The sequence below is a fragment of the Roseateles subflavus genome, from assembly GCF_030285365.1.
In the GTDB taxonomy this organism is placed as follows: domain Bacteria; phylum Pseudomonadota; class Gammaproteobacteria; order Burkholderiales; family Burkholderiaceae_C; genus Roseateles_B; species Roseateles_B subflavus.
Genome location: NZ_JASVDS010000001.1, coordinates 663,300 through 677,715, shown reverse-complemented (window position 1 = coordinate 677,715; position 14,416 = coordinate 663,300). Strand labels below are relative to the sequence as shown.

Here is a 14,416-nt window from a genome sequence, read left to right as displayed (position 1 = left end):
CATCCTACTGCGAAAGCAGTGGATCAGCAGCCGTTGGGCTTGTACTTGGCGTTCAGCGCGGCGGGGGTGGAGCAGGTCCAGGCGCCAGCGGTGGAACGGGTCAGGGTCACGGTGGTGCCGTTGACCTTGGGGTTGCCCTTCACGCCGCAGACGATCGTGCCGGCGCCGGTGGCCGGGGTGTACGTCGTGGTGACGTTGCAACGGGTCGTGGTGGCTTGCAGGCCGATGTCAGCGGCGCCAGTGATGGACTTGGCTTCGTTGACGCGGACTTCGAACTGGGTCTTGCCCGGGGTGATTTCAGCCAGGCCGGCGGTCACTTGCGACTTGGCCATGTAGTCCTGGTAAGCCGGCAGAGCGACGGCAGCCAGAATGCCGATGATCGCCACGACGATCATCAGTTCGATCAGGGTGAAACCTTGTTGGACGCGCTTCATATAAAACTCCTACGAGCAATGAAAGAGGGGTTGGGACAGCCCCCCTGGATGCAGGGGTCGTGCCAGCCAGCCATTGTGCGGTTCAGCGGGGAAATGTCACGCTCGTTAGCCCTTGAACTGACCAATTTTGTCAGTCCAGTTGGCGCGATTGGTCGAGTCGCCCGATCGCTGACAAAAATCGTCAGCGCCAGACGTTGCAGAAGGTAAGCAACGTCTCCAGACCCCACCCGCCCCGGCGAGCGCTCAGCCTCGCAGCGCGGCGGTCAGGCCTTCGCCGCGCGACTCCAGGAAACGCGCCCGCCGGACATGCGCGACACCCGATCAGGACACCCGGTGGGCGGCCATCGAGCGTCTGTCGGGCGGGAGTTTGTCGGGCGGAGGTCTGTCGGGAAAAGGAAGGCCGGCGAGGCCGGCCGGTCGCCGGAGGGCGACGAGCACCGGCTCACAGCTGCATCAGCTGCCCGGCGTACAGGGCCGTGACGCGGTGGCGCTCATCCAGTGCATGGATGGCCTGCATGACCGGCTCGATCTCGCCCGGCTTGATATGGGTGATGAACACCTCGGCCGGCTGAGACAGCTGGCGCAGCTCAAGCGCCAGCGAACGTGGGCACAAATGCTGTGAAATACGCGCCAATTCGCACTCATCGTCGCCGAACGCGGTCTCAATGACGAGTTGGGCCACTTTGATCTGGGCCAGCCGTGCCCACAGGGCGGGGTTCGGGCCGGTGTCACCGGTGAAGACCCAGTGCCCCGCCTCGCCGCCGTCGACGGCAAAGCCGCAGGCCGGGACGGTGTGGGAAGCGCTCAGCACTTCGACCGTGCGGCGACCAAAGGTGCGTCGCTCGCCGATGGCCAGCGGCCGCAGCTGCAGGGCCGGGCGTTCCGGGTCCGGCAGCCGGGTGAAGTCGGGCCAGATGACCCCGTTGAAGAGGTGCTGGCGCAGCGCCTCGAGCGTCTCGGGCAGGGCATGCACCTGGATGGGCGGGCGGCCCGCCTGCATCCGCAGACGCATCACGGAGTCCGCCAACAGGGGAATGCCCAGGACGTGGTCGAGATGGGAATGACTGACCAGAATGTGGTCGATCCGGGCCAGGGCCGCCAGTTCCAGGTCGCCCACGCCGGTGCCTGCGTCGATCAGGACGTCGTCATCGAGCAGGAAGGCGGTGGTCTTGTAGCCGGCGGCAATGGCGCCGGAACAGCCCAGGACGCGGATGTTCATGGAGGACTCAAGGCAGGGGCACGCGGGGATCCCGCCTCGGCGGTCTAGGCCGGCTTCAGTGCGGGATCGGGTGCTGGCAATGTACGCCGGGGGTTCGAGCCTGGGTAGCGCCGAAGTCCCGATTCAGCCGGCTAAATGGACGGGTGACGATTGCAGTCGACAGGGCCGTGAACTCCTGCACGGCCACCCGTCGGCCAGGCCTGACTCACGGGCCCGCGCCTGCCGGCAGCGCCGCTCAGGCCTGCAGGAACTGCATCTGGGTGCCGGCCAGCTCGATCACATCGCCGCTCTTGAGGGCGATGGATTCGCCCACGAGGGGGCCGCCGTTGATGGTCGGGCGGGCATGCCCTTCCACGTGGGCCAGCACATAGCCGCTGGGGCGCTTGGTGATGGAAGCCACCTGCACCCCCGGCTTGCCCACGGTGGTGACGACCTTGGTCAGGCTCACCTCGCGGCCCGCCGCCGCGCCGTTGAGCACCTTGATGGAGGCCGGGTTGGTGTTCGCGGCCGTCGGCATGCTGCCGAAGCCGGAGGGCAGGCCGAAGCCGGTCGGCGACGTCGCCCCCGGCTTCAGGATCATGGTCTTCTCGTAGTCGGCGTTTTCCTCGACCAGATACCGGATCTTGTACTTGCCGACCTCCACCACATCGTTGTTGGCCAGCAATTGCTTCTTGATGGCCTTGCCGTTGATGTAGGTGCCGTTGGTGGAGTTGAGGTCCTCGATGAAGACATCCGCCCCGACCATCTGCAGCACGGCATGCTCGCCGCTGACCGCCAGGTTGTCGATGACGATGTCGTTGTAGGGGCGACGACCGAGCGTGGTCTTGTCCTTGGTGACCTGGACTTCCTTGATCACCACGCCGTCGAGCGAAACCACCAGCTTGCCCATTGTTGACCTCAAATCTATTTGCTTCCAGGCCGGAGCCTGCTGCATTGTCTCAAATGCCTGCTGCCGGGTAAGCAGTCACTCACTTGCGTCCGAAAGGCCACCATGGCCGAGCGCCCGCTTTGGAGCGCCCCTCGGCCCGAGCCAGGACGATCGCAATATTATCCTTGCCGCCCATGTCATTGGCCGCGTCAATGAGGGACAGGGTCGTTTCGGACAACGAGGCATTGCGAAGCAGCAACTGTGCCAGGGCAGCGTCATCCAGCATGTCGGAGAGGCCGTCGGAGCACATCAGGAAGAGGTCGCCGGGCTGGACTTCGTGCTCATGCAGTTCCAGCAGCACCGTGTCCTCGACGCCGACAGCACGGGTCACCAAATTCTTGTTGCTGGAGAACACCGCCTCCTCCGGGGTCAGCAGGCCGGCATCGAGCTGCTCCTGGAGCAGGGAGTGGTCGCGGGTGAGCTGGGTCAGCTGGCCGCCGCGCAGGCGGTAGGCCCGGGAGTCCCCCACATGGCCCAGCAGCAGGGTCTCCCCGCGGAACACCGACAGCACGAGCGTGGTGCCCATGCCGGCGTACCGGGGGTTGGTGTTGGCGGCGTTGAAGATGGCGCGGTTGGCGTTGTCCACGCAGATGTCCATGGCACGCTTGACGTCCGGGACCGGCGCGGCGGCCCCGCCTTCGCGCAGCCAGCGCCCCAGCTCGGACTTGATGAAGCTCGTGAGCATCTGGCTGGCGACTTCGCCCGCGTTGTAACCCCCCATGCCGTCCGCCAGCACGGCCAGCTGGGCCGCTTCGTCCACGGCGACGGAGTCCTCGTTGTTGTCACGGGCTCGGCCGACATCGGTCGCGCTGAAGAACTCCAGACTCATGCTTGGGAATCTTTCGGTGGCTGGGAGGCGGCATTCTGCACCGGATCCTGGCCACTGAGGCGCAGTGTTTGTGCGAATGCCTCGGTACCAGGCGGGGTTTCCGACGCCTGCAGGGGCGGCGCGGGCTCGTGGGGCAGCGCCTGCAGGACGGCTTCGAGATCCTGCGCGAACTGCTCGCCGTTCGGGTAACGCAGCTCCGGGCGCTTCTCGAGGGCCAGCGCCAGCACCAGGGCCAGCGCCTCGGGGAGATCCGGCCGGAAGTTGCGCACGTCCGGCGGCACTTCGTTGGCGATGCGGTACATCAGCTTGGCCATGGACTCCGCCTGGTGCGGCAGATGCCCCGTGAGCAGCTGGAAGAGGAGAACGCCCAGTGAATAGAGGTCGCTGCGGCCGTCCACATGCAGACCCGCCAGCTGCTCCGGCGACATGAATGAAGGCGTGCCGAGCACCAGGCCCGTCCGTGTGCGGCTGCCATCGGCAATGCGCGCGATGCCGAAGTCCATCAGCTTCACGCTGTGGCTGACGCGGTCCAGCATGATGTTCGCCGGCTTGATGTCCCGGTGCACGACGCCGTGGCTGTGGGCGTAGTGCAGGGCACGCGCCAGCCGCGCCACGAGGGCCAGCACCTCGGCCACCGGCAGCAGCTCCGCGGGCCGGGTGAAGTGACTGAGATCGCGGCCCAGCACGTACTCCATGGCGATCCAGGTGTCGCCATCCGCCTCGCCTGCATCCAGGACCCGCAGGATGTCCGGATGGTGCAGGTGGGAGGCAGCCCGCGCCTCGCGCATGAAGCGGGCGCGGACGTCGGCCAGGTCCTCCTGGGAGAACTCGCGTTGCAGGGCCAGGCGCTTGACCGCCAGCTGCTGGCCGCTGCGGCGATCCGTGGCCTTGTAGACGATGGCCATGGCCCCGCGGCCGATTTCGTCGCCGAGCTCGAACCGGGCGCTGAACTCCGGGGACGGTGCAGGCAGCGCGGCCGAGGCCACCGCAGCCGGCACGCCGGCAGCGGGGAGCCGGCCCACGGTCGGCGAGGATGCTGCCAGCGCCTCGGGCGAGTCCACCCCCTGCGGCTTGCGGCTGCCGAACCAACGCTGGAAGAAGCTGGGCTGGTTCAAGGCAGGCTCTCTCGGGGGTCAGGCCGTCGCGGCGCGGCGATGTGCCAGCCACTTCCCGCTGACCAGAACCAGCACGGCGCCAACGGCACCGCTGAGGTACTGCATCCAGGCCGGCACGGAAGGCGTCGCGCCCGGCTTGCTGGGCACCTCATGGGGCAGGACCTGCAGCAGCGCGGGGTCGTCAATGGCCATGCTGCCGGCGATCCAGCCCAGCAGCATGGCGCCGAGGGTGATCACGAGCGGGAAGCGATCCATGAGCTTGATGACCAGCTGGCTGCCCCACACGATGATGGGGATCGACACCAGCAGGCCCAGCACGACGAGCACCATCTCGTTGCCCTCACCCGCCGACTCGGCGGCACCGGCAATCGCGATGACGTTGTCCAGACTCATCACGAAGTCCGCCACGATGACGGTCTTGACGGCCGCCCAGAGGCGGTCGCTGGCCTGGATCTCGTGCCCGCCTTCATCCTCGGGCAGCATCAGCTTGATGCCGATCCACAGCAGCAGCGCGGCACCGGCGATCTTCAGATAGGGAATCTGCAGCAGGGTCAGGGCGAAGAAGATCAGCACCACGCGCAGCAGGATGGCCCCGACGGTGCCCCACAGAATGCCCTGGCGGCGCTGCGCGTCCGGCAGCTTGCGACAGGCCAGGGCGATCACCACGGCGTTGTCCCCCCCAAGGAGGATGTCGATCATGATGATCTGGGCCACGGCCAGCCAGAAATCGGGGGTCAGGAAGGAATCCATGCGTGCGTCAGGTACTAGGGAGTGATCTTAGTGGTTCGGGCCGCCAGCGGGGCGATCAGGAGCCGGCGCCATCCTCTGCTTCATCGAGGCCGGCACGCCGCGCACGACGCGCCAGGGCCGTGCCCACCGCCACGACGCCCACGGCGCAGGTGATGCTCACAGCGTAGTCCAGGCCGTGCATGTGAGCCTCGAACCAGTCGTGGATGGCAAGGTCCGTCACCGCCATCTCGCCGGCGACAAAGCCGAGCAGGGCAGCGCCCAGCGTGATGATGAAGGGATAGTTCTGCATCAGCTTCAGCAGCAGCGTGCTGCCGAAGATGATCAAGGGGATCGACAGGCCCAGGCCCAGGATCAGCAGCAGGGTCCGGGCCTGCTCCGGCGCGCTGTTGGCGGCAGCGGCCACGGCGATGACGTTGTCCAGGCTCATCACGAGGTCCGCGACCAGGATGGTGCGCACCGCGGCCATCAGGCTGCTGCCCGCCTTCACGTCGTCGCCCTCGTCGTCACCGGCCAGCAGCTGCACGCCGATCCACAGCAGCAGCAGCGAACCGACGAGCTTGAGGTAGGGAAACTGCAGCAGGCTGACGGCAAAGAGCGTCAGCACCACCCGCAGCACGATGGCGGCGCCGCTGCCGGCGAAGATGGCCTTCTTCTGCTGATGGGCCGGCAGGTTGCGCGCCGCAAGGGCGATCACCACGGCGTTGTCGCCGGACAGCAGGATGTTCACCCAGATGATCTTGAGCAGGGCGATCCAGAAGGCGGCAGAGGTCAGGTCCATCGGGGAACTCCAGGAGCAGGCGGCAGGCCTGCGGGAAGGCTGGGCAGATTGTCGTGGCGGACGGCCGCCGCGCAGGCAGCCTGCAGTGTCGCCGCAGCGCCACTTTCGCCGGCTTCGTGCAACTACGCAGGCAGCGACGACAAAAAAAGCCGCCCGAGGGCGGCTTTCTCGCAGGAAGCGGCTGGGATTACAGCAGCGACTTCAGGATGCGGCCCATCTCGGACGGGTTGCGGGTCACCTTGAAACCGCACTCTTCCATGATGGCCAGCTTGGCGTCGGCCGTGTCGGCACCGCCGGAGATCAGCGCGCCGGCGTGGCCCATGCGCTTGCCCGGAGGGGCGGTGACACCCGCGATGAAGCCGACGATGGGCTTCTTCATGTTGGCCTTGCACCAGCGGGCAGCTTCGGCCTCGTCCGGGCCGCCGATCTCGCCGATCATGATCACGGCGTCGGTGTCCGGATCGTCGTTGAAGGCTTGCATCACGTCGATGTGCTTCAGGCCGTTGATCGGGTCGCCACCGATGCCGACGGCGGAGGACTGGCCGATGCCCAGTTCGCTCAGCTGAGCCACGGCTTCATAGGTCAGCGTGCCGGAGCGCGAGACCACGCCAATGCGGCCCTTGCGGTGGATGTGACCGGGCATGATGCCGATCTTGATCTCGTCCGGGGTGATCAGGCCGGGGCAGTTCGGGCCCAGCAGCAGCGTCTTCTTGCCGCCGGCAGCTTCCTTGGCCTTCATCTTGTTGCGCACTTCCAGCATGTCACGGACGGGGATGCCTTCCGTGATGCAGATGGCCAGGTCCAGGTCGGCTTCGACGGCTTCCCAGATGGCGGCAGCAGCGCCAGCGGGCGGCACGTAGATCACGGACACGGTGGCGCCGGTCTGGCCAGCGGCTTCCTTGACGGTGGCGTAGATGGGGATGTCCGAGAACTTCTCGCCCGCCTTCTTGGGGTTCACGCCAGCGACGAAGGCGTTCTTGCCGTTCGCGTAGGCCTGGCAGCCCAGGGTGTGGAATTGACCGGTCTTGCCCGTGATGCCCTGGGTGATGACCTTGGTGTCCTTGTTGATGTAGATGCTCATGGTTCTATTCCTTGCTGGGCTTACTTGACGGCAGCGACGATCTTGGTGGCCGCTTCGGCCATCGAGTCGGCGGCGATGATGGGCAGGCCGGATTCGGCCAGCATCTTCTTGCCCAGTTCTTCGTTGGTGCCCTTCATGCGGACGACCAGCGGCACGGACAGGTTCACGGCCTTGCAGGCGGTGATCACGCCCTCGGCGATGGTGTCGCACTTCATGATGCCGCCGAAGATGTTGACCAGGATGCCCTTGACGGACTTGTTCTTCAGCATGATCTTGAAGGCCTCGGTCACCTTCTCGGCCGTGGCGCCACCGCCGACGTCCAGGAAGTTGGCCGGCTCGCCGCCGAACAGCTTGATGGTGTCCATGGTGGCCATGGCGAGGCCGGCGCCGTTCACCAGGCAGCCGATGTTGCCGTCCAGGGAGATGTAGGCCAGGTCGAACTTGGAGGCCTCGACTTCAGCGGGATCTTCCTCGTCCAGATCGCGGTAGGCCACGATCTCGGGGTGACGGAACAGGGCGTTGGCGTCGAAGTTGAACTTGGCGTCCAGGGCCATCAGGTTGCCCTTGGAGTCGCAGTTCAGCGGGTTGATCTCCACCAGCGACGCGTCGGTCTCCATGTAGCACTTGTAGAGCTTGGCGAAGATGTCGACCGCCTGGTCGACCGAGCCGCCGGTCAGGCCGATGGCCGCGGCGATCTTGCGGCTTTGCGCTTCGGTCAGGCCGGTCAGCGGGTCGATCATCTCGGTGATGATCTTCTCGGGGGTCGAGTGGGCGACTTCCTCGATGTCCATGCCGCCTTCGCTCGAAGCGATGAAGGCGACCTTCTGCGTGCCGCGGTCCGTGACCAGCGAGACGTACAGCTCATTCTTGATGTCGGCGCCGTCCTCGATGTACAGGCGGCGGACCTTCTGGCCTTCCGGACCGGTCTGGTGCGTGACCAGCTGCATGCCCAGGATCTTCTCGGACAGGGCCTTCACATCGTCCAGGGTCTTGGCGACCTTCACGCCACCGCCCTTGCCACGGCCACCGGCGTGGATCTGGGCCTTGACCACCCAGACCGGACCGCCCAGCTTCTGGGCCGCTTCAACGGCTTCTTGCACCGTGAACGCGGGAATGCCGCGCGGCACCGGCACGCCGAACTGGCGCAGGATTTCCTTGCCCTGGTACTCGTGAATCTTCATGGGGAGGTCTCGCTTGATGGATAGTCAGGAAAGGTTGCCGTTACCGGCGGCAGGCGGGGTCACCGCCGCGCCGCGATACCAGCGAGGGTAATGAGTTTGCACCACCGCACCGTCGCTGCGAAGTGCATGGCAGCGGTCGATCTGGAAGGGTGGCGTGCCATCTTCCGCACCTTCGCGGACATCCAGCACCACGCCCGCGAAGGCCTGGATCACCGCGGTCGGGAGATGCTGGCAGAGTTCCGTGAGGTGGGTGCAGCCCTTGACGCCGGCGAGCCGCTGCTTGACCGCGGCCCGGAAGCCCGTCATCAGGTTCAGGCCCACCAGTTGCCGGTAGGCGTCGCCGTGCTGGTCGCACTGGCCGGGATAGGGCATCCAGCGGGTGCTGGAGCTGGCGGCCAGGATGTCCAGGTGGCGGTCGACCACCAGCCACAGCAGCATGTCGTGCACCGGCTCGCCGGCACGCCGGATGCCACCGGCCAAGGGGATGTCACGCGTCTTGCTGTCCTGCAGTTCCGCCTCGACCTCGAACAGGCCGTCGGCGCGCGAATACACCTGCACCGCGATGGCGCGGCGATGCATCAGTTGACGCTCGGGGCTGGGAGACAAGGACGACATGGTGCAGGGGCAGTGCAAAGGCGCAAAAAACGGCCCGCAGGCCTCGTCAGGCCGGCGGGCGCGCTTGCGCAGGGCGCCAATGTAGCATGTTGCGCTGCACCAAGCCTGTCACGAGGCTGTCGCGGTGCCTCATCCTGGTGCACTGACCGGGCCGGCGCCGCGGCATCAGGGCACCGTTCAAGGCGGTTCAATCGTCTTCCGCGCGCAACACCCGGCGCACGACGTCGGACGAAAAGCCCCGCGCGGCAAGAAAGCGCATCTGCTTGGCACGGCTCGCCGCATCCAGCGGCGGCTCGCCCCCGAACTTGCGACGCCAGACCTCGCGCGCGCGCTCCAGTTCACTGTCCTTGAGGCGGGCCTGCTGCTCCTCGTCCGGCGCCACACCCAGCTGGCGGAGCTCCTGCTGGATGCGCCGGTTCCCGTAGCGGGACGCCCGCGCGTTGATGCGGGACTCCACGAGGCGCGCCTCGCTCAGATAGCCCCGCTCCTGCAACCAGAGGAGCAGCTGCTCGACCGCTTCAACCCGCGCCTGCAGGCGCTCGTCGTCCCGGACGGCCGCCCAGGCCTCCGCGCTGGGCGCAGGGCGCGGCCGGCGCGCGGCCGCGCTGGCAGGGGGGCGAGCGCCCGGCACCGCAGGGCGTGGGTGCTCTGGAGCGAGCCGGCCGCGGCGGGTCTGCGCGGTGCGGCTCGCTGCGGCACCGGATGCGTCATCAAGGCAAGTCCGGCCCAGGGAGGCGGCCGCCGGCCCCTGGTGGCTGTCGTCATCCGGGCAGGCGCCCACGTGAGAACGCCGCTGTTCCGCGATCGCCTCCGCCCCCGTCTCGTCAGCCCAGTCCGCCAGGAAGGACTCGAGCTCGCCGTCGGCCCAGTCTTCGTCCAGGTCAAAGCTGCCCACGCCGTCGGCGGCGGGACGCGATGCCACACCCAAACCCTCGGCGGCACTCCCGCGACCAGCCAGGAGCGCGCCGGTCGGGGGCGCTTCGGCGGCAGGATGCGCGGGACCCGCCGACTGCGGGCGCCCTGGGCCCGGTGGCACCTCGTGCGCCTCGACCCAGGCCTGAAGTTCCTGGAGTTCCGCGAGACGCATCAGCTTGCGCCGCAGCTCGGCCACGCTGTGCTCGCGCTGGGCCAGCAGCGCGATGGCGCGGGCCTTCAGGCTCAGAGGGGATGATCGGCGGGCCATGGGCGGTTCAGTGAGTTCGACGGCCGAGCCAGCGAAGGGGCGTGCCCGAGCTCAGCACGTCGTCGGCCGGCAGGGCCTCAGCCGATGTCATCGGGGTGCCGAGGGCGCGCCAGCGCCTCGGCGGGCGCAGAGCTCGCGGGAGGCAGCAGCGGCAGGCCCTGGCGCCGGTCAGCGGGCATGGCGACTCGACCCGGCAACGGCGCCAGCGGATCGCAACGCCAGGCCGGGGCCGGCTGCTGGTCCGACCAATACTCGTCAATCTGCTGGATCAGGCCGTCACGGACATGGAAATAGCTATGGGCGTAGAAGTTGCTGCCATCCTGCTCCACACGCACGAGGCTCAGCACACGCCCATCCATCAGCGTCTGCAGGTCCAGCAGGTGGAGGGTCCAGCCTTCCGGGTACACGGCGTTCACGTGAACGATGGCCTCGTTCCCTCGAAAGCGCTCCAGCGTGGCCCACCAGAGACACTCGGCGTGCGGCGCCAGCAGTGCCAGGGCGTCGGTCCAGCGTCGCGCCTGGTAGAGCGCCCAGAAGCGCTGCACCATCGCTCGCGCCTCAGCGTCAGTCGGCGGTGAGGGGCGTCGGGCGGGGGACGAGGGTGTCGAGACCTCGTCAGACGGGCTTTGCGTGACCATGCCGCTTCATCGTGCCATGGAAGCGTTGAAGGACTGCAGCGACCGCCCGACCTGGCTTCCACGAGGCGGCGGCCGCTGCACCGGGTAGCGGGAATGGGCTCGCGAGGCGAGATTCCCCTTGATGAACACAGGCCGGGTGAACTCGGCCCGGCGACCGCGGATGCCGAGACTTAATCGGCCGCGCCCGCCTCTGCACCGATCAGCGGAATGCCCAGCGATTCGCGGATCTTGTTCTCGATTTCGATGGCGAGGTCCGGGTTCTCGCGCAGGAACTCGCGGGCGTTGTCCTTGCCCTGGCCAATCTTCTCGCCGCTGTAGGCGTACCAGGCGCCGGACTTGTCCACGACCTTGGCGGCCACGCCCATGTCGATGATCTCGCCCTCGCGGCTGATGCCTTCACCATAGAGGATGTCGAACTCGGCCGTCTTGAAGGGGGGCGAGACCTTGTTCTTGACCACCTTGACCTTGGTCTCGGAGCCGATGACTTCCTCGCCCTTCTTGATGGAGCCGATGCGGCGGATGTCGAGGCGCACCGAGGCGTAGAACTTGAGCGCATTGCCCCCGGTGGTGGTTTCGGGCGAGCCGAACATCACGCCGATCTTCATGCGGATCTGGTTGATGAAGACGACCGTGCAGTTCGTCTTCTTGATGGTGGCGGTCAGCTTGCGCAGGGCCTGGCTCATCAGGCGGGCCTGCAGACCGGGCAGGGCGTCGCCCATCTCGCCTTCCAACTCGGCCTTGGGCGTCAGGGCGGCCACCGAGTCGATGATGATGAGGTCCACGGAGCCCGAGCGCACCAGGGCATCCACGATTTCCAGTGCCTGCTCGCCGGTGTCCGGCTGGCTGATCAGGAGGTCCTGCAGGTTCACGCCGAGCTTCTGGGCGTACTGCACATCCAGGGCGTGCTCGGCGTCAATGAAGGCGCAGACGCCGCTGAGCTTCTGCATCTCGGCGATGACCTGCAGGGTCAGGGTGGTCTTGCCGGAGGATTCCGGGCCGTAGATCTCGATCACGCGGCCGCGCGGCAGGCCGCCGACGCCCAGGGCGATGTCCAGGCCCAGGGAGCCGGTGGAGACGACCTGGATGTCCTCGATCTTCTCGCCCTCGCCGAGGCGCATGATGGAGCCCTTGCCAAACTGCTTTTCGATCTGGGCGAGGGCGGCCTGCAGGGCCTTGGCTTTTTCGGGGTTGGCGGCGAGGTTTGCAGACTTAGCGGGGGCGTCCATTGATTGCTCCTGTGAGTGCCTGCATTATGGCCGAATCTGTATGTTTGTACAGTAGTTCATCCAGTGCCTGCTGACACGAGTTGGCAGGAGCCTGAGAACGATTCCAGTCCCTAGAATGGGGGAAAGCTGCCGCCCACGCCTCCCGGGCGACAAAGGCCAAGGAGACACCGATGCGCATCCTGATTGCGGAAGATGACCAAGTGCTGGCTGACGGCCTGCTGCGCGCCCTGCGCTCCAGCGGCTATGCGGTCGACCAGGTCTCGACCGGCACCGAGGCCGACGCCGCCCTCGCCTCGCATGAGTTCGACCTGGTGATCCTGGACCTCGGCCTGCCGCGCCTGCACGGGCTGGAGGTGCTGCGCAAGCTTCGGGCCCGCGGCGCCACGATGCCGGTGCTGATCCTCACCGCGGCCGACAGCGTCGAGCAGCGCGTCAAGGGCCTGGACCTCGGCGCCGACGACTACATGGCCAAGCCCTTCTCGCTGCAGGAACTCGAGGCCCGCGTGCGCGCCCTCACCCGTCGCGGCCTGGGCACGGCCTCCAGCATCATCAAGCACGGCCCGCTGTCCTTCGATGCCACCGGCCGCGTGGCCTACATCAACGAGCAGATGGTGGAGCTGTCCGCCCGCGAGCTTTCGTTGCTGGAGGTGCTGCTGCAGCGCGCCGGCCGGCTTGTCAGCAAGGACCAGCTGGTGGAGCGCCTGTGCGAGTGGGGCGAAGAGGTCAGCAACAACGCCATCGAGGTCTACATCCACCGGCTGCGCAAGAAGATCGAGCAGGGCCCGATCCGCATCGCCACCGTGCGGGGCCTGGGCTACTGCCTGGAAAAGATCCCCGGCTGAATGCGCCGCCGCCCCGCCCGGCCGCTGAACCCCGCCCGAGGCGAGGTCCCGCCTCCTTCGCAAAGGACCGCCGACGATGGCTGCTGACAGCGGTCAACGCTCCCTGTTCGGCGAGATCCTCGACTGGATGCTCGCGCCGCTGCTGGTCATCTGGCCGATCAGCGTCGCGCTGACCTGGCTGGTGGCCCAGGGCATCGCCAGCAAGCCCTACGACCGCGAGCTGGGCGAGATGGCCCGTTCGCTGGGCCTGCAGGCGGCCGCGGAGCCGCGCAATCCGGCAGCGGCCGCGGCACGTTCCCGCTACGCCCTCTCGCCCGAGGCGGCCGCCCTGCTGCGGGCCGACGAGTCCGACACCGTCTACTACCTCGTGCTGGGCCCGCGGGGCGAGTTCCTGAGCGGCGACAAGGAGCTGCCGGCCCCCAATCCCGACGAGGCCGTCGTGCCCTGGGAGCTGCGCTTCCGGGACGACGAGGTCAGCAACGAGAGCGTGCGCGTGGCCTATCTGTGGGTGACCCCCGAGGGCAATGCCAAGGGGCAGATGCTGGTGCAGGTCGCCGAGACGCTGGGCAAACGCTCGCGGCTCACCAACGAGATCATCAAGGGCGTGATCCTGCCGCAGTTCGTGATCCTGCCGCTGGCCGTGCTGCTGGTGTGGCTCGCGCTGGCGCGCGGCATCGCGCCGCTCAACGAGCTGCAGCGCCGGATCCGCTCGCGGGACAGCTCGGACCTCAGCCCCATCGACGAGCGCCGCATCCCCGACGAGGTGGCCCCGCTGGTGCACGCCATCAACGACCTGCTGCAGCGCCTGGACCAGTCGCTGAGCACGCAGAAGCATTTCCTGGCCGATGCCGCGCACCAGCTCAAGACGCCGCTGGCCGGGCTGCGCACGCAGGCGGAGCTGGCCCAGCGCGAGATCGACGAGGGCCGCAGCTCGCCGCAGGAGCTCAGGCGCTCGCTGCAGCAGATCGCGCTGTCCAGCCAGCGCGCGGCGCACATGGTCAACCAGCTGCTCGCGATGGCGCGGGCCGAGGATCAGGAGCACGCCTCGCGGCGCTCCGACATCAACCTGCCCGAGATCGCGATGGAGACGGTGCGGGACTTCGTGCCGCGCGCGCTCGACAAGCGCCTGGACCTGGGCTACGAGGGGCCGGACGACGAGCACAGCAGCCTGCGCATCCTGGGGCATCCCATCCTCATCCGCGAGCTGATCCGCAACCTGGTCGACAACGCGCTGCTCTACACCCCGCCGGGCGGCACGATCACCGTGCGCATCGTCGAGGACCCGTTCGGGCAGGTCTGCGTGCTGCAGGTGGAGGACTCCGGACCGGGCATCGCCGAGGCCGAGCGCGAGCAGGTCTTCCAGCCCTTCTACCGGGCGCTGGGCACGAATGTCGACGGCTCCGGGCTCGGCCTGGCCATCGTGCGCGAGATCGCCCAGCAGCACGAGGCCGAACTGACGCTCGATGACGCCCGCCCGCGGCGCCCGGGCTTCGTGGAGCCCGACGGCATGGGGCCGGGCGCCCGCTTCACCATCCGCTTCCATGCTCACCCGGCCGCCGTGCCGGAGCCGGGCAGCGACGGCGGCGCGGCCTGAACG

The 14,416-nt window shown here is 67.6% G+C and carries 15 protein-coding genes; 2 read left to right on the top strand and 13 right to left on the bottom strand.

Features of this window, described 5'->3' with window-relative positions:
* Positions 1-23: 23 nt before the first annotated feature.
* The 13 genes from QRD43_RS03205 to recA form a co-directional block, all read right to left on the bottom strand.
* Entirely contained in the window at positions 24-434 is a 411-nt protein-coding gene (locus QRD43_RS03205; RefSeq protein ID WP_285981024.1) for a pilin, read from the bottom strand.
* 442 nt (positions 435-876) lie between these two features.
* Positions 877-1,653 (bottom strand): MBL fold metallo-hydrolase, encoded by a 777-nt coding sequence (locus QRD43_RS03200; protein ID WP_285981023.1) that lies wholly within the window; start codon positions 1,651-1,653, stop codon positions 877-879.
* 235 nt (positions 1,654-1,888) lie between these two features.
* Positions 1,889-2,542 carry an FHA domain-containing protein gene (locus QRD43_RS03195; protein WP_285981022.1) on the bottom strand — a complete coding sequence of 218 codons (654 nt, stop codon included), beginning with the start codon at positions 2,540-2,542 and terminating at the stop codon, positions 1,889-1,891.
* Between the two features lie 79 nt (positions 2,543-2,621).
* Positions 2,622-3,410, bottom strand: a complete 789-nt coding sequence (locus QRD43_RS03190; RefSeq protein WP_285981021.1) for a Stp1/IreP family PP2C-type Ser/Thr phosphatase — start codon at positions 3,408-3,410, stop codon at positions 2,622-2,624.
* Positions 3,407-4,525 carry a serine/threonine-protein kinase gene (locus tag QRD43_RS03185; RefSeq protein ID WP_285981020.1) on the bottom strand — a complete coding sequence of 373 codons (1,119 nt, stop codon included), beginning with the start codon at positions 4,523-4,525 and terminating at the stop codon, positions 3,407-3,409. The genes QRD43_RS03190 and QRD43_RS03185 overlap by 4 nt, the downstream gene beginning before the upstream one ends.
* A gap of 18 nt (positions 4,526-4,543) precedes the next feature.
* Positions 4,544-5,275: a TerC family protein gene (locus QRD43_RS03180; protein ID WP_285981019.1), complete on the bottom strand. Its 732-nt coding sequence runs from the start codon at positions 5,273-5,275 to the stop codon at positions 4,544-4,546.
* 55 nt (positions 5,276-5,330) lie between these two features.
* A complete protein-coding gene (locus tag QRD43_RS03175; protein WP_285981018.1) occupies positions 5,331-6,053 on the bottom strand; it encodes a TerC family protein in 723 nt (240 codons plus the stop codon).
* A gap of 187 nt (positions 6,054-6,240) precedes the next feature.
* Positions 6,241-7,134 carry a succinate--CoA ligase subunit alpha gene (gene sucD / locus QRD43_RS03170; protein WP_285981017.1) on the bottom strand — a complete coding sequence of 298 codons (894 nt, stop codon included), beginning with the start codon at positions 7,132-7,134 and terminating at the stop codon, positions 6,241-6,243.
* A 20-nt stretch (positions 7,135-7,154) separates the two neighbouring features.
* Entirely contained in the window at positions 7,155-8,315 is a 1,161-nt protein-coding gene (gene sucC / locus QRD43_RS03165; RefSeq protein ID WP_285981016.1) for an ADP-forming succinate--CoA ligase subunit beta, read from the bottom strand.
* A 24-nt stretch (positions 8,316-8,339) separates the two neighbouring features.
* Positions 8,340-8,894, bottom strand: a complete 555-nt coding sequence (locus QRD43_RS03160) for a DUF2889 domain-containing protein (RefSeq protein WP_285981015.1) — start codon at positions 8,892-8,894, stop codon at positions 8,340-8,342.
* A gap of 223 nt (positions 8,895-9,117) precedes the next feature.
* The gene (locus tag QRD43_RS03155) at positions 9,118-10,113 is read right to left on the bottom strand and encodes a regulatory protein RecX (protein ID WP_434063818.1); all 996 of its coding nucleotides are present in this window, start codon (positions 10,111-10,113) and stop codon (positions 9,118-9,120) included.
* Positions 10,114-10,190: 77 nt separating this feature from the next.
* Positions 10,191-10,661 carry a nuclear transport factor 2 family protein gene (locus tag QRD43_RS03145; RefSeq protein WP_285981014.1) on the bottom strand — a complete coding sequence of 157 codons (471 nt, stop codon included), beginning with the start codon at positions 10,659-10,661 and terminating at the stop codon, positions 10,191-10,193.
* A 260-nt stretch (positions 10,662-10,921) separates the two neighbouring features.
* Positions 10,922-11,977, bottom strand: a complete 1,056-nt coding sequence (recA, locus tag QRD43_RS03140) for a recombinase RecA (protein WP_285981013.1) — start codon at positions 11,975-11,977, stop codon at positions 10,922-10,924.
* Positions 11,978-12,147: 170 nt separating this feature from the next.
* Between recA and QRD43_RS03135 the strand changes: the two genes are divergently transcribed.
* Both QRD43_RS03135 and QRD43_RS03130 read left to right on the top strand, forming a co-directional pair.
* Positions 12,148-12,819 (top strand): response regulator, encoded by a 672-nt coding sequence (locus QRD43_RS03135; protein WP_183105499.1) that lies wholly within the window; start codon positions 12,148-12,150, stop codon positions 12,817-12,819.
* A gap of 76 nt (positions 12,820-12,895) precedes the next feature.
* Entirely contained in the window at positions 12,896-14,413 is a 1,518-nt protein-coding gene (locus QRD43_RS03130; protein WP_285981012.1) for a sensor histidine kinase, read from the top strand.
* Positions 14,414-14,416: the final 3 nt, after the last annotated feature.